Origin of the sequence: Mycobacterium sp., from assembly GCF_050700595.1 — a bacterium.
Lineage (GTDB): Bacteria > Actinomycetota > Actinomycetes > Mycobacteriales > Mycobacteriaceae > Mycobacterium.
Genome location: NZ_JBOHHI010000058.1, coordinates 78,116 through 92,939, shown reverse-complemented (window position 1 = coordinate 92,939; position 14,824 = coordinate 78,116). Strand labels below are relative to the sequence as shown.

Here is a 14,824-nt window from a genome sequence, read left to right as displayed (position 1 = left end):
GCAACCCGCGCTCGATCTGGCTGAGATACGGATTACTGACACCGGCCTTTTCCGCCAACTGCCGCACCGACACTTGCGCCGCCTCACGCTGCGCCCTGATGAAACTGCCGATGTCTGACGCAGCGGTAGACACCACTGCAGCAAGCTTGTCCTCCTGCGGCATTGGCGACTCCTTGCGTCGTAACGTCGGTGCTGACGCGCACCAGGCTACGACCTAGTGCTAACTTTTGCAAGCGCCAGTTAGCACGGCTCAGAACAATAGCTGCGCTACCGCGTAAATCACCAGCCCGGCCAGTGAGCCGACCACGGTGCCGTTGATCCGGATGAACTGCAGGTCGCGGCCCACGTGCAGCTCGATGCGCCGGCTGGCTTCGGTGGCGTCCCAGCGCTCGATCGTATCGGTGATGATCGCGGTGATCTCCACTCCGTACTGGGAAACCAGATGCTGGGCGGCCCGCACGATCCAGTTGTCGACCTTGTCGCGCAGGTCGGCGTCGTCGCGCAGCGACTCGCCGATGCGCACCACCGCGCCGGCGACCCGGGTGCGCAGCGCGCTGGACGGATCGTCGACGCCCTCTAGCACCAGCCGCTTCAGCGTCTGCCAGGCCGTCGCCGCTGCGTTGGTGACCTCCTCGCGGGACATCAGCTGCTCCTTGACCGCCTCGGCACGCGCGATCGTCGCCTCGTCGTGCTGCAGGTCGTCGGCGAACTCGAACAAAAACCGGGTCGCCGATCGGCGCAACTCGTGAGCGGGGTTGCGGCGCACCTTGTCGGTGAAGTCCATCAGCTCCCGGTGGATGCGGTCACCGACCAGGTGGTCGACGAACCGTGGTGACCAGCCCGGCGAGTCCCGCTCCACCACCCGCTGGATGACCTCCCCGGCGTTCAGCGACCACCGGAACGCGCGGTCGGCCAGCAACTGGATCAACGCGTCCTGCCGGTTCTCGGCCAGCAGGGTGGCCAGCACCCGACCCGCCGGCGGACCCCACTTCGGTTCGGCAACGCGCCGCACGATCATCCGGTCGATGACCTGCTGGACATCCTCGTCACGCAGCAGTTCCACACCCACCCGCAGTACGGTCGCCGTCTCGGCGGCCACCCGCTCGGCATGGGAAATCTCCGAGAGCCACTTGCCCAGCCGACCGGCGATCTGGGCGTCGCGCACCTTGGTCTTCACCACCGGCGGCGACAGGAAATTCTCCCGCACGAACGTTCCCAGACCCTCGCCGAGCTGGTCTTTTTTACGCTTGATGATCGCGGTGTGCGGGATCGGGATGCCCAGCGGATGCTTGAACAGCGCGGTGACGGCGAACCAGTCCGCCAAGGCTCCGACCATGCCCGCCTCCGCGGCGGTGCGGACATAGCCCACCCAGGCGGCGGTGCTGCCGCCCGCCTGCACCCACCGACAGCCGAGGAACACCGCGCTGGCGCCGACCAGGAAACTCAGCGCCACCACTTTCATCCGGCGCAGGCCCCGGCGACGCTCGGCGTCGCTCTGCGGATCGGCCGCGACGAACGATTCGGCCAACGACGCGCTTACCCGGCCCGGGTTGGCTCGATGTACCACCACACCATCATCCGCTATCGGAATGAGTAGTTACTGTTACCGGTCCAGGTGCACGGCCCTGAGAGGCCGTATTATCGAGAAAGTGGCGAAGCGTTTCCCGGTAGGGACCATAAAGACCGATGGCCGGAAGCGACGTTGGCACCAGCACAAGGTGGAGCGTCGCAACGAGCTGATCGACGGGACAATCGAAGCCATCCGACGGCGCGGTCGCTACGTGAGCATGGACGAGATAGCCGGCGAGATCGGGGTCTCCAAGACCGTCCTGTACCGCTACTTCGTGGACAAGAACGACCTGACGACCGCGGTGATGATGCGGTTCGCGCAGAAAACCCTGATCCCCAATATGGCCGCCGCGCTGTCGTCGAACCTGGACGGCTTCGACCTGACCCGCGAGATCCACCGGGTGTACGTCGAAACCGTGGCGGCCGAGCCCGAGCCCTACCGGTTCGTGATGGCGAACAGCTCGGCGGCCAAGAGCAAAGTGATCGCCGACTCCGAGCGCATCATCGCCCGCATGCTGGCGGTGATGCTGCGCCGCCGGATGGTGCAGGCCGGGATGGAAGTCAGCGGGGCGGAGCCGTGGGCCTACATGATCGTTGGCGGCGTGCAGCTGGCCACCCACTCGTGGCTGCTCGACCCGCGGATGACCGCCGACGAGCTGATCGACTACCTGACGATGCTGAGCTGGAGCGCATTGTGCGGGATCGTGGAGGTCGGTGGGTCGGTGGACAAGTTCCGCGGACAACCACACCCGCAGCCGATCGTGCCGCCGCTGCCGCACTGAACCTTTAGGCTGTGGTGATGCCCGAGGTGACGGTCCGCTCCCGACTGCGGTCATGGAGCTACGCCCTGCGCACCACCAATCCGCTGCCCGACGGACCAATCGACACCGTCACACGCTGGCTCGTCGTCACCCGCGCCGCGGTGCTACCGATGACCGTGGTGTCGGGTCTGGTTGCCGCGCTGCTGGCGATCGGCCGGCCGGGCCTGGATTGGCGGTGGCTGGTTTTGGCGATCGTCGGAATCACGTTGGCCCACACCGCCAACAACTTGATGAACGACCTGTATGACACCCAGACCGGCACCGACAGCGCGGGCTATCCGCGTGCCCTGTACGCCCCGCACCCGGTGCTGTCCGGGCTGGTCAGCCGTCGCACACTGGTGATCGCTATCGCCGTGGTCAACCTGGCCGATCTGGCGATCCTGGTCGTGCTGACCTGGGCACGGGGCTGGCCGGTGGTGGCGTTCGCATTGTCGGGTTTCGTGCTGAGCGTCGCCTACACGGCGCCGCCGGTGCGGTTGAAGAAGCGCGGCCTGGGCGAACCCGACGTCTTCGTGGTCTGGGGCCCGCTGATGGTGTGCGGCACCTACTACTCCGCAGTCGGCGCCGTCGGCTGGGACGTCCTGTTGGCGTCGCTGCCCTACGGGTTGGCGTGCACGACGGTGTTGATGGGCAAGCACATCGACAAGATTCCCTACGACGGGCCGCTGGGCATCCGGACGCTGCCGGTGATGCTCGGCGAAGCCCGCGCCCGCACCGCCACGCTGGCGATGATGGTCGGCTTCTACGCGCTGGTCGCGTTGGCGGTGGCGGTCGATGCGATGCCGTGGCCCGCGCTGCTGGTCGTGTTGGCGCTGCCCCGGCTGGCCAAGGTGTGGCCGCATTTCCGCCGCCGGCCACCCGAGACACCGCCGGAGGGGTTTCCGGTGTGGCCGCTGTGGTACGCGGCGCTGGCCTTTGTGCACGTGCGCCAGGCGGGCGGGCTGCTGGTAGTCGGCCTGGCGATCGGCGCCGTACTGCGGTAAGCCCGCTGCGACGACCGCTACTTGGTCAGGGTGAACTGTCCGACGTTCGTGATATCGCGGCGGAAGAAGTCCGCACAACCGGTCAGGTACCGCAGGTAGCGGTCGTAGACCTCTTCGGACTGGACAGCGATGGCGCGGTTACGGTTGGCCATTAGGTTGGCCGCCCACATGTCCAGGGTTCGTGCGTAGTGCGGACGCAGCAATTGAATTCTTTCGAGCCCGAAACCGGCGGCCCGGGAGAACTCGACAACATCTTCCTCGCACGGCAATTCGCCACCGGGGAAGATTTCCCGGCCGATGAATTGCATGAACTTCAAGTCGCTGATCGTCAGCTTGATGCCTTGTTCACCAAAGTACGTCTGCGGATGCCCCAATATGGTGTGCAGCAGCATGCGGCCGTCGTCGGGAAGGATGTCGTGGGCGCACTCGAAAAACGCGGGATAACGCTCCTTCTTGAAATGCTCGAAGGCGCCGATGCTGACGATCCGGTCGACGTGCTCGTCGAACTCCTCCCAGCCCTGCAGCCGAACCTCGACATTGCGCCCGGTCGGGATCTTGGCCAGCCTGGCCCGGCTGTACTCGCATTGGCTGCGGCTCAACGTGATACCAATCACGTTGACGTCGTGGCGTTCAACCACGCGTTGCAGCGCGCCGCCCCACCCGCAACCAACGTCGAGCAACGTCATCCCCGGCTCGAGGCCGAGCTTGCCCAGCGCCAGATCGAACTTGGCGTTTTGCGCCTCCTCGAGGGTCATGTCGTCACGCTCGAAGTAGGCGCAGGTGTAGGCCATCGTGGGATCTAGGAATAATTCGAAGAATTCGTCGGAACCGTCGTAGATCGATTGTGACTCTTCATAGAACGGCTTCAATTCAGACATTCGCGGCAGCTCCCAACCAATCTCGTCTGACCTCCCCTGCGGGCAGAGACTTTACAAGGGCTGCACCAACGATCTCACACCCGGGCGATATATGGTGTGCACCACCACGCGGTTGGCTATCTCAGTAGGTGTCATGGAGCTACGCCCTGCGCACCACCAATCCCCCGCCCGACGGATGACCGTGGTGTCGGGTCTGGTTGCCGCGCTGCTGGCGATCGGCCGACCGGGCCTGGATTGGCGGTGGCTGGTTTTGGCGATCGTCGTTATGTTTGTCCAGCCGACGCCGAACTTCGGTGACGTGCGGGCCCATTACGGCCTGTCCGACGACTTCTTCCGGCTATTCCTCGATCCTATGCAGACGTACGCCTGCACGTACTTCGAGCGCGACGATATGACGCTCAAAGATGCGCAGCCGGCCACGACCGACCTCGCGCTGGCCGAGTTGCGGCCAACGGCCGGGATGACGTTGTTGGACGTCGGCTGCGGCTGGGCTGCCACAATGCGACCCGCCGTCGAGCGCTCTTACACTCACCGCGCGCCCGGCAACTCACGCTGATCATCGGCTCGCCCCTGCACACCACGATCGTTCCCGACCGCCACGATCAACATGCCTACCGCCACGCCCCACTATTCAGGGAATTCCTAGGCGAGCTCGACCCTCAGTCCTTCACGAGGGTGAACTGTCCCACCTCAGAGATGTTCCGCTGGAAGAAGTCAGAACATCCGGTCAGATAGCGCATATAGCGGTCGTAGATTTCCGTGGAGGTCACCGCGATGGCGTCGTCGCGGGCTGCTTCCAGCTTCTTCGCCCAGGTATCGAGTGTCCGCACGTAGTGGCCGGTCATCTTCTGCAGTTCGTCGACCGAAAACCCTGCTTCAGTTGAGTATTCGACGACGTCCTCGTCGCACGGCACCGAGCCGCCGGGAAAGATCTCCGTGGCGAGGAACCGCATGAACCGGAGATCGGCCATGATGATCGGGATGCCCATCTCGGGCCAGCGATTGAGGGGGTGACCCATGATCGTCTGCAGGACCATCCGACCGTCGCTGGGCATGGCGCGGTAGCACACATCGAAGAAAGCCTTGTAGCGAGATTTGGGGAACGCCTCGAACGCCTCGATGCTGACGATGCGGTCGACGGGCTCGTCGAATTCCTCCCACCCGCGCATCAGCATCCGCCGGGAGCGGCCGGTATCGATCTGATCGAGCAGCTGTTGCCCCAGAGCGCACTGATTCTTGCTCAACGTCAGCCCGACGACGTTGACGTCATACCGTTCGACTGCGCGCTTCATCACCGAGCCCCAGCCGCAGCCGACGTCGAGCAGGGTCATTCCGGACTGCAGGCCCAGTTTGCCGAGCGCGAGGTCGATCTTCGCGATTTGGGCCTCTTTCAGCGTCATGTCGTCGCGTTCGTAGAACGCACAGCTGTAGGTCCGCGTTGCATCCTGGAACAGCCCGAAGAAGTCGTTGGAGGTGTCGTAATGGGCTTGAACGTTCTCGTAGGCCGGCCGCAATTCCGCCGATTCCCCCGATCCGCTGTCCCTCATCTGAGATTGACCTTTCAGGTGGATCGTGTTCAGGTCCTGAATAAGCTGTCGCACTCGAACTGTATAACGCACCCTTTCGCAATCCGGCTAAGCGGGAGCCTTTTCGCAGGTGAATTGACAGACGTCGGTGTAGCCCTGGTGGAAGAGGTGGGCGCAGCCGGTCAAGTACTTCATGAAGCGCTCGTAGATCTCTTCAGACGTGATGGCGATCGCCTCGTCCTTCTTCGATTCGAGATTGGCTGCCCACGTGTCGAGGGTGCGGGCATAATGCGGGCGCAGCCGCTGTTTCCGGGTCACCGTGAACCCAGCCTTGACCGCATGTTCTTCAACCTGTGCGGCCAGCGGCAGACGCCCGCCGGGATAGATCTCGTCCATGATGAACTTGATGAACCGCACCCGAGACATCGTGAGGGGCAGCTGCCGCTCTTTGATCTCTTCGTCGCTCGGGATGATGATGGAGTGCAACAGCATCACACCGTCGTCGGGCATCAAGGTGAACGTCTTCTTGAAGTAGTCGTCGTACTTGTTGAAGCCGAAGTGCTCGAAAGCGCCGATCGACACCACCCTGTCGACCGGCTCATCGAATTCCTCCCACGGCTGCAGCCGTACTTCCATGCCGCGCGGGCTGTCCGAATTCGCGAACCAATAGTTCTCGATGTGCTGCTTCTGGTTTTGGGACAGCGTCAATCCGATGACGTTGACGTCGTACTTCTCGACCGCGCGCATGATCGTGGAGCCCCACCCGCAGCCAATGTCGACCAGCGTCATCCCGGGCTGCAGGCCCAGCTTGCCGAGGGCCAGGTCGACCTTGGCCATCTGTGCCTCTGCGAGCGTCATGTCGTCGCGCTCGAAATACGCACAGCTGTAAGTCTGGGTCGGGTCCTGCCACAGCTTGAAGAAATCGTTGGAGATGTCGTAGTGGAACTGGACTTCCCTGGCATTCGACCCCCCGGTTTGCGCCGCGGAGTTCGATAACCACTTGGATTGAGCATTGGAGGTCGAGCTTGAGGTATCTGCCACTGTTCGTCCTGGAGAATTCGAATCACGAAGAGATGCCGTACGGGTTCGCCCGGCACGGACTCGAGATTACGCTACCGATGCCGCGGTGGATGACCCCTCGCGTCCGCGTCATAGCCGAGATCGGTGAGCTAGGGTATCGGGTTTGTCAATCTTCGTGTCGGAAGCCTAATCCTGACCTCCCGGCTGTGCAAACGCACGCCGGCAACGTCGGCTTCACGGTGACCCGGATCCAGTCACTCCAGCTCCACTATGCGAAAACACCGAGCTGTGGGCGGCACCGCTGCGGGCCAACGAGCAGGAGGCCATCGCGATGCAATCGCAGGAGGTCCGCGACAGTTACATAGGTACCTGGCCGGCCGTGCGAAGCTTTTCCAAGGGCAGCGGTTGGCGCCAAGCCCGATGGAAGCGCTTGAATCCCCACTTGACCAGGCCGCCGAGATAGCTAACCCTTGGCGAGCATGAATTGCGCGACTTCGCTGATACCTCGCCGGAAGAAGTCGGCGCAGCCGGTCAGGTATTGCAGGTAGTGCTGGTAAACCTCTTCGGAAGCAGCGGCGACCGCTTCGTCATGACGGGCTACCAGGGTCGCTGCCCAGGTATCGAGCGTCCTGACATGGTGCGGACCGAGTTGTTGAACCTGAGTAACGGAAGGGCTTGCAGCGCTGAAGAACTCGAGGATATCTTCGGTGGATGGCGCCAGATCCAGCCTGGCGGTCAGCGCCTCTTCTAGCGTCATGTCGTCGCGCTCCAAGTATGCACAGGTACAGGTCATCGTGGTATCAGGGAACAATGAAAAGACCTCGTCAGAAATGTCCACCAGGATAGCACCATACCGCAGCCACGACAACGACTGTAGCCAGCCTCCAAAGAGGCTCGGGTCCTTACCAATTCGGCTTAATAGGAACAAAAGCCCTGGCCCGATTTCTTGCCGAGCAAACCGGCCTCGACCATGCGCAGCAGCAGCGGCGGCGGAGCGTACTGCGGTTCCTTGAACTCGTCGAACATCTTGTCCGCGATCAGCTTGAGCGTGTCGAGCCCGACCAGGTCGGATAGCCGCAGCGGCCCCATCGGATGCGACAGCCCGGCGACCACGGCCTTGTCGACGTCTTCGACGCTGGCGAAACCGGCCTCGACCATCCGGATCGCCGACAGCAGATAGGGCACCAGCAGCGCGTTGACCACGAAGCCGGACCGGTCCGAACAGCGCACCACTTGCTTGTCCAGCACCGCGCTGGCGAACTCCTCGGTGCGAGCGGCTGCAGCGTCGTCGGTCACCAGCGTGCTGACCAACTCGACCAGCGGCAGCACCGGGACGGGGTTGAAGAAGTGCAAGCCGAGCACCCGCTGCGGGTTCTTGGTGGCGGCCGCCAGTTTCATGATCGGGATGCTGGAGGTGTTCGACGCCAACACCGCGTCGGGATCGGTCAGGATGCTGTCCAGCTCGGCGAAGATCCCGGCCTTCACCGCCTCGTCCTCGATGACGGCCTCGATCACCAGTTGGCGGTCGGCGAGGTCTTTGAGGTCGGTGGTGAAGGTCAGCCTGGCGGCGGCGCCGTCCCGTTCGCGTTCGGTGATCTTGCCGGCGCTGACGCCGCGCTCCAGCGATTTCACAATGCGGTTGCGACCCGCGGTGACGAGCGCATCGGTGGTCTCGAAAACCTTCACGTCGACGCCGGCGCGCGCCGACACCTCGGCGATACCCGCGCCCATCTGGCCCGCCCCGATTACCCCTACTCGTTCGATCACATCGCTCCTCACTAGCCGCGCGAGCGTGCGTGTCGCCGGCCGCCGCATGTTAACCCGGTTCTGCGCACGCTCGCGGCAGGTAGTCAACTCAGTGGAACTGGCCCTCTTCGGTGGAGCCGGTCAGCGCGGTCGTCGACGAGGCCGGGTCGACGGTGGTGGCGATCCGGTCGAAGTAACCGGCGCCGACCTCGCGCTGATGCTTGGTCGCGGTGTAACCGCGCTCCTCGGCGGCGAATTCGCGTTCCTGCAGCTCGACGTAGGCGCTCATCTGGTTGCGGGCATAGCCGTAGGCCAGGTCGAACATCGAGTAGTTGAGCGCATGGAAACCGGCCAGCGTGATGAACTGGAACTTGAATCCCATTGCGGCCAGCTCCTTTTGGAACTTGCTGATGGTGGCATCGTCGAGATGCTTGCGCCAGTTGAACGACGGCGAGCAATTGTAGGCCAGCATCTGGTCGGGGTATTCGGCCTTGACCGCCTCGGAGAACCGCATGGCGAGCTCGAGGTCCGGTGTGCCGGTCTCCATCCAGATCAGGTCGGCGTACGGCGCATAGGCCTTGGCCCGGGCGATGCACGGGTCGATGCCGCCCAGGGTGCGGTAAAAGCCCTCGCGGGTGCGCTCGCCGGTGATGAACGGCTGGTCGCGCTCGTCGACGTCGGAGGTGATCAGGGTCGCCGCTTCGGCGTCGGTGCGAGCGATGACGACGGTCGGAACGTCGCACACGTCGGCGGCCAGCCGGGCCGACGTCAGCGTCCGGATGTGCTGCTGGGTCGGGATCAGCACTTTGCCGCCCAAATGCCCGCACTTCTTCTCCGACGCCAACTGGTCCTCCCAGTGCGAGCCTGCGACGCCGGCCGTGATCATCGCCTTCTGCAGCTCGAAGACGTTGAGCGCACCGCCGAACCCGGACTCGCCGTCGGCGACGATCGGCGCCAGCCAGTTCTTCACCGATGTGTCGCCCTCGATCTTGGCGATCTGGTCGGCGCGCAGCAGCGCGTTGTTAATCCGGCGCACCACCTGCGGCACCGAGTTGGCCGGGTACAGGCTTTGATCGGGGTAGGTGTGACCGGACAGGTTCGCATCGCCGGCGACCTGCCAGCCGGACAGGTAGATGGCCTTCAGGCCGGCGCGCACCTGCTGCACGGCCATGTTGCCGGTCAGCGCACCCAGCGCGTTGATGTACTCGAGGTCTCCCAACTGTTCCCACAGCACCTCGGCGCCGCGACGGGCCAGGGTGTGCTCCTCGGCCACGCTGCCCTGCAACGCCACCACGTCTTCGGCGGTATACGTCCGGGTGACGTCCTTCCACCGCGGGTCGGTGTCCCAGGCGTGCTGGATTTGCTCGGCGCTTTTGGGTGTGCCAACGGTCGACATCGAGATACTCCTTGAGGTTCTTCACCGCGGCGGTTTTGCTAACCCGCGAGCGGCTTCACTGATCTGTTAAGTCGAAGATGGCACAGCCCAGCTTTGCAGGTCCACCTGTTTTATTTGCCAACTTTCGCTACACCTTCGTGCATTTTTGCGAAGTTTGCGAAGTTAGTCGCGTCTGAACCGTTTCAGAAGTTACCGAGCGGTAACCTGATTGTGCAGGTCAATACCGCCGTTTGCCGAAGCTACAGCGCGAAGATCGACGCGACCGCTTTGATCTCGTCGCCGACGGCATATGTGAGCGTTCTAACAGTGCGATCCACCAGGCCTGCACCGAATCGATCGGTGGAACCGGGCGGGTGCACGTGCGAGATGATCTCCAGCTTGTCACCGAGCGCCACTGGTGCGTCGTGCTCGATGGTGACTCGCAGCGGCGCCTTCAGCATCTCCGGGCACGACGCCAGGTAGTCCTCGATCACGCTCCAGTACACCGAGTTGTTCATGTGGTCGAACAGGTCGATATCGGTGAACCGGACCGGATACTCGTGGATTTCCAGCGCGTCGTCGCGGCTCCCGGCGGTCAAATACGCCTTCCAGCGGAGCCGGTCGACGCTGGTCGTGCGTCGCAGGCCCGCAATGAAGTCGTCGGCGATCCTCGCCGGCCCCTGAGTCTCGCGGTTGATGTTGATCCAGAACGCCTCGGACTCCATCAGCCCGCCCTTGCGCCCATCGATGCGGACCCGCATCTCACACCATCGGTTCGAAGTGCCCGAACACCACCGGCGCATGCGCAGCATGTCCTGGAATTCGATGGGGCGGATCAGGTCGACCATGGTGCGCCGGACGATCCACAGCGGATGGGTCTCCTCAAAGCCCAACTCCCGCAAGTGGTCCTGGCCGATGTCCTGGATGTGCCGGGTGGCCGCATCAAAGCGCAGCCGGCCCTCGCGATCGCTGTCGGCAACGCGCAGCGGCCATTCGCGGTCGAACACGTCGGGATGGCCGTCCGGCACCCCCATCATCGATTTGTCCAGGCTCACCGCTTCACTCCCCGGTTGCTCAGTACCGCTCCCCGAAGTGATCATGCCAAACCAGCACGCTGCGACGCCAATCCATGCCAAGCTGCCAACTCTGCAAACCGCATCTTCGCAGCCCGGGTACGCTCGGCGGGTGTCCAAAACGTTCGTCGGCTCACGCGTTCGGCAGTTGCGCAGCGAGCGCGGATTCAGCCAAGCCGCGCTCGCGCAGATGCTGGAGATCTCGCCGAGTTACCTCAACCAGATCGAGCATGACGTCCGGCCCCTGACGGTGGCGGTGCTGCTGCGGATCACCGAGGTCTTCGGGGTCGACGCGACGTTCTTTGCCCCCCAGGACGACACCCGGCTGGTCGCCGAACTGCGCGAGGTGACCATGGATCACGATCTCGACATCGACGTCGATCTGCCCGAAGTCGCCGAAATGGTCAACGCCCACCCCGGGCTGGCCCAGGCGATGGTCAACCTGCATCGCCGCGTCAGGATCACCACCGCGCAGCTGGCCGCGGCCACCGAGGAGCGGTTCTCCGACGGCAGTGGCAGCGGGTCGATCACCATGCCGCACGAGGAGGTGCGCGACTACTTCTACCAGCGCCAGAACTACCTGCACGAACTGGACACCGCCGCCGAGGAGCTGACCAGCCGGGTGCGGATGCACCGCGGAGACCTGGCCCGGGAGTTGTCCCGGCGGCTCACCGAGGTGCACGGGGTGCATATCAACAAGCGCATCGACCTCGGCGACACCGTGCTGCACCGCTACGACCGACAGACCAAGACGCTGGAGATCAGCAACCACCTCTCGTTGGGTCAGCAGGTTTTCAAGATGGCCGCCGAATTGGCGTATCTGGAATTCGGCGAGCTGATCGATGCGATGGTCACCGACGGCAAGTTCACCTCCGACGAGTCGCGCACACTGGCCCGGCTCGGGCTGGCCAACTACTTCGCCGCCGCTGCGGTGCTGCCCTACCGCCAGTTCCACGACGTCACCGAGAACTTCCGCTACGACATCGAGCGCCTCTCGGCGTTCTATTCGGTGAGCTACGAAACGATCGGCCACCGGCTGTCCACGCTGCAACGGCCGTCCATGCGCGGTGTGCCGTTCTCGTTCGTCCGCGTCGACCGGGCGGAGAACATGTCAAAACGACAGTCCGCGACGGGCTTTCACTTCTCCTCCAGCGGCGGCACTTGTCCGCTGTGGAATGTCTATGAGACGTTCGCCAACCCGGGCAAGGTCTTGGTGCAGATCGCGCAGATGCCCGACGGGCGCAACTACATGTGGGTTGCCCGCACCGTGGAGCGGCGGCCATCGCGGTATGGTCAGCCCGGTAAAACCTTCGCGATCGGTTTGGGCTGTGAACTTCGGCACGCCCACCGGCTCGTCTACTCGGAAGGACTCGCCTTGTCGGGGGACAACGCCACACCGATCGGCGCGGGCTGCCGGGTCTGCGAACGCGACAACTGTCCGCAGCGGGCGTTCCCGGCGTTGGGTCGTGCCCTCGACCTCGATGAGCATCGCAGCACGGTGTCGCCCTATCTGGTGAAGCAGCCGTGAGCGGCACCGCCCGCATCCCGTCGTCGGGGAAGCTTCGCGAGCTGGGGCTGATCAACTGGGTGCTGGCCAAGTTCAGCGCGCGCACGGTCGGTGCCCCGCAGATGCACCTGTTCACCACCCTGGGCCAGCACAAGCGCCTCTTCTGGATGTGGCTGCCCTACTCCGGAGCGCTACTGCGCGGCCGGCTGCCGAGCACCGACACCGAGTTGGTGATCCTGCGGGTCGCGCACTTGCGCGGCTGCGAATACGAACTGCAGCACCATCGCCGGATGGCGCGCCGCCGCGGCCTGGACACCAAGACCCAGGAGACCATCTTCGGCTGGCCCGAGGCATCTGACGGGCTGACCGACCGGCAGCGGGCGCTGCTCTGCGCCACCGACGAGTTCGTCAACGACCGCTCGATCAGCGCCGAGGTCTGGCAGCAGTTGTCCGCACATCTCGATCGCCGTCAACTGATCGAATTCTGCATGCTGGCAGGCCAATACGATGGTCTGGCCGCGACCATGTCCGCCCTCGACATCCCGTTGGACCACCCCGATCACAGGTAGGTGGCGCACCCCACGGCCAGCGTCAGCAGCACCGGAGGAATCGGCACGGCAAAGACGAACGCCGCCCAGACGAAGCTGCCCCGCTCGCGTAACCGCCGGCCCCACAACGCCGCCCAGATCGCCAGCAGCACCGACAACACCAGCACAATCGGGCTCCACAGGCTAACCGTGGTGAAGGCGGCTCCGATCGAGATCGCCACCAGCCACCCGATGTAGCCGATGATTATCCCGCCGATGACGGCCCAAACCGACTCGGTACGCACGGCTTTAGAAGTTGATCATGTGCCCGGTCAGGCCGTGGAAGCATTCCTGCAGCGCCTCCGACATCGTCGGATGAGTGTGCACATTGCGCGCCAACTCGGTTGCGGTCAGGTCCCACTTTTGCGCCAGGGTGAGTTCGGGCAGCAACTCGGATACGTCATGGCCGACCAAATGCCCGCCGAGCAGCTCGCCGTGCGTGGCATCGGCGATCAGCTTGACGAACCCGCTCGGGTCGCCGAGGCCGTGCGCCTTGCCGTTGGCGGTGAACGGGAACTTGGCGACATTGACGTCGTATCCCTCGTCGCGGGCCTGCTGTTCGGTGAGCCCGAAGCTGGCGACCTGCGGCTGGCAGAACGTCGCACGAGGCAACATCCGGTAGTCGCCGAGCGGCAAAGTCTCTGCGCCGGCGATGGTTTCGGCGGCTACTACGCCCTGGGCCTCGGCGACATGCGCCAGCTGCAACAGCCCGGTGACGTCACCGATCGCGTAGATATGGCCCACGTTGGTGCGCATGTAGTCGTCGATGCCGATGGCCTTGCGCTCGGTGAGCGCCACCCCGGCCCTGTCCAGCCCGTAGCCGTCGACGTTGGGGGCAAACCCGATGGCCTGCAACACCTTGTCGGTCCGAAGCTGCTGTTGTTGATCGTCCTTGCTGACCGTGACCGTCACCTGGGCGCCGTCGTCGGAGATCGACTCGACTTTGGTGCCGGTAAGGACCTTGACGCCCAGCTTCTTGAACTGCTTTTCGATCTCCCTGGACACCTCGGCATCCTCGTTGGGCAACGCCCGGGGCAGGAACTCCACGATGGTGACGTCGACGCCGTAGTTGGCCAGCACGTAGCCGAACTCCATGCCGATGGCACCGGCGCCGGCGATCACGATCGACCCCGGCAGCTCCCGGGACAGGATCAACTCCTCATACGTGACGACGTTCGCCGAAAGCGACGTGCCGGGCACCAGCCGGGTGCTGCTGCCGGTGGCGATGATCGCATTGTCGAAGGTGACCGTGTCGGGATCTTCAGCGCCGCCTTCCGTCAATTCGACCGAGAGCGTGTTGGGGTCGGTGAACCGGCCGTAGCCGTGGATCTCGGTGATCTTGTTCTTCTTCATCAGGAAGTGCACCCCGGCGACCCGGCCCTCGGCGACCTTGCGGCTGCGGTCATAGGCGACGCCGTAGTCGAGGGTGGCCTCGCCGCTGATCCCGAACGTCTTGGCTTCCTTGGTGACGATGTGTGCGAGTTCGGCGTTGCGCAGCAGCGACTTGGACGGGATGCAGCCGACGTTGAGGCATACCCCGCCCCAGTATTTGGGTTCGACGACTGCAGTGCCGAGCCCCAGCTGGGCGGCGCGAATTGCCGCGACGTATCCGCCGGGGCCGGCTCCGAGAACGACGACGTCAAAATGGGTCACGGCACTACCCTAACGGGCGTCGCACCGACCAGCGGACCCGTTGCCGTTGCGGGCTGCCACGTGTGTGACTGCTCCCGATCCGCGGC

Annotated in this window: 14 protein-coding genes and 4 pseudogenes; 6 read left to right on the top strand and 12 right to left on the bottom strand. The window is 64.1% G+C overall.

Translation table 11 applies throughout. The features are described from left to right. Both ACRDTL_RS05765 and ACRDTL_RS05760 read right to left on the bottom strand, forming a co-directional pair. Positions 1–163: helix-turn-helix domain-containing protein (locus ACRDTL_RS05765; RefSeq protein WP_431505760.1), on the bottom strand; the 163-nt coding region annotated here is incomplete at its 3' end. An 87-nt stretch (positions 164–250) separates the two neighbouring features. Beyond that, positions 251–1,570 (bottom strand): DUF445 domain-containing protein, encoded by a 1,320-nt coding sequence (locus ACRDTL_RS05760; RefSeq protein ID WP_431505752.1) that lies wholly within the window; start codon positions 1,568–1,570, stop codon positions 251–253. 79 nt (positions 1,571–1,649) lie between these two features. Here ACRDTL_RS05760 and ACRDTL_RS05755 point away from each other — a divergent pair, with 79 nt between their 5' ends. Both ACRDTL_RS05755 and ACRDTL_RS05750 read left to right on the top strand, forming a co-directional pair. Next, positions 1,650–2,351 (top strand): TetR/AcrR family transcriptional regulator, encoded by a 702-nt coding sequence (locus ACRDTL_RS05755; protein WP_431505751.1) that lies wholly within the window; start codon positions 1,650–1,652, stop codon positions 2,349–2,351. 17 nt (positions 2,352–2,368) lie between these two features. Further along, positions 2,369–3,373, top strand: coding sequence for a prenyltransferase (locus ACRDTL_RS05750; protein ID WP_431505750.1), 1,005 nt, complete (start codon positions 2,369–2,371; stop codon positions 3,371–3,373). Positions 3,374–3,390: 17 nt separating this feature from the next. On the opposite strand, the gene ACRDTL_RS05745 is transcribed toward ACRDTL_RS05750, so the two are convergent. Continuing rightward, entirely contained in the window at positions 3,391–4,251 is an 861-nt protein-coding gene (locus ACRDTL_RS05745; protein WP_431505749.1) for a cyclopropane mycolic acid synthase family methyltransferase, read from the bottom strand. Between the two features lie 128 nt (positions 4,252–4,379). Here ACRDTL_RS05745 and ACRDTL_RS05740 point away from each other — a divergent pair. Together ACRDTL_RS05740 and ACRDTL_RS05735 are read left to right on the top strand one after the other, a co-directional pair. Then, positions 4,380–4,504, top strand: a pseudogene (locus tag ACRDTL_RS05740) (hypothetical protein); the annotation flags it as partial. 12 nt (positions 4,505–4,516) lie between these two features. Next, positions 4,517–4,771 (top strand): annotated as a pseudogene (locus tag ACRDTL_RS05735) (class I SAM-dependent methyltransferase); the annotation flags it as partial. A gap of 139 nt (positions 4,772–4,910) precedes the next feature. On the opposite strand, the gene ACRDTL_RS05730 reads toward ACRDTL_RS05735, so the two are convergent. The 7 genes and pseudogenes from ACRDTL_RS05730 to ACRDTL_RS05700 all read right to left on the bottom strand — a co-directional run bounded on the left by ACRDTL_RS05730 (position 4,911) and on the right by ACRDTL_RS05700 (position 10,973). Continuing rightward, positions 4,911–5,798 carry a cyclopropane mycolic acid synthase family methyltransferase gene (locus ACRDTL_RS05730; RefSeq protein ID WP_431505748.1) on the bottom strand — a complete coding sequence of 296 codons (888 nt, stop codon included), beginning with the start codon at positions 5,796–5,798 and terminating at the stop codon, positions 4,911–4,913. An 87-nt stretch (positions 5,799–5,885) separates the two neighbouring features. Beyond that, the gene (locus ACRDTL_RS05725) at positions 5,886–6,818 is read right to left on the bottom strand and encodes a cyclopropane mycolic acid synthase family methyltransferase (protein ID WP_431505747.1); all 933 of its coding nucleotides are present in this window, start codon (positions 6,816–6,818) and stop codon (positions 5,886–5,888) included. A 442-nt stretch (positions 6,819–7,260) separates the two neighbouring features. Further along, positions 7,261–7,512, bottom strand: a pseudogene (locus ACRDTL_RS05720) (class I SAM-dependent methyltransferase); the annotation flags it as partial. Between the two features lie 15 nt (positions 7,513–7,527). Further along, positions 7,528–7,635, bottom strand: a pseudogene (locus tag ACRDTL_RS05715) (class I SAM-dependent methyltransferase); the annotation flags it as partial. Positions 7,636–7,712: 77 nt separating this feature from the next. Further along, complete coding sequence (locus ACRDTL_RS05710) at positions 7,713–8,612, bottom strand: 3-hydroxybutyryl-CoA dehydrogenase (RefSeq protein ID WP_431505746.1); 900 nt, start codon at positions 8,610–8,612, stop codon at positions 7,713–7,715. A 40-nt stretch (positions 8,613–8,652) separates the two neighbouring features. Beyond that, the gene (gene aceA / locus ACRDTL_RS05705; RefSeq protein ID WP_431505745.1) at positions 8,653–9,939 is read right to left on the bottom strand and encodes an isocitrate lyase; all 1,287 of its coding nucleotides are present in this window, start codon (positions 9,937–9,939) and stop codon (positions 8,653–8,655) included. A 239-nt stretch (positions 9,940–10,178) separates the two neighbouring features. Further along, positions 10,179–10,973 (bottom strand): acyl-ACP thioesterase domain-containing protein, encoded by a 795-nt coding sequence (locus ACRDTL_RS05700; RefSeq protein WP_431505744.1) that lies wholly within the window; start codon positions 10,971–10,973, stop codon positions 10,179–10,181. Positions 10,974–11,103: 130 nt separating this feature from the next. On the opposite strand from ACRDTL_RS05700, the gene ramB reads away from it, so the two are divergent. Further along, positions 11,104–12,519, top strand: a complete 1,416-nt coding sequence (gene ramB, locus ACRDTL_RS05695) for an acetate metabolism transcriptional regulator RamB (RefSeq protein WP_431505743.1) — start codon at positions 11,104–11,106, stop codon at positions 12,517–12,519. Continuing rightward, a complete protein-coding gene (locus ACRDTL_RS05690) occupies positions 12,516–13,067 on the top strand; it encodes a carboxymuconolactone decarboxylase family protein (RefSeq protein WP_431505742.1) in 552 nt (183 codons plus the stop codon). Before ramB ends, ACRDTL_RS05690 begins: the two co-directional genes overlap by 4 nt. Here the strand turns inward: ACRDTL_RS05690 and ACRDTL_RS05685 are convergent. Continuing rightward, positions 13,058–13,330 carry a hypothetical protein gene (locus ACRDTL_RS05685; protein WP_431505741.1) on the bottom strand — a complete coding sequence of 91 codons (273 nt, stop codon included), beginning with the start codon at positions 13,328–13,330 and terminating at the stop codon, positions 13,058–13,060. The genes ACRDTL_RS05690 and ACRDTL_RS05685 overlap by 10 nt on opposite strands. 4 nt (positions 13,331–13,334) lie before the next feature. Continuing rightward, entirely contained in the window at positions 13,335–14,738 is a 1,404-nt protein-coding gene (gene lpdA, locus ACRDTL_RS05680) for a dihydrolipoyl dehydrogenase (protein ID WP_431505740.1), read from the bottom strand. Positions 14,739–14,824: the final 86 nt, after the last annotated feature.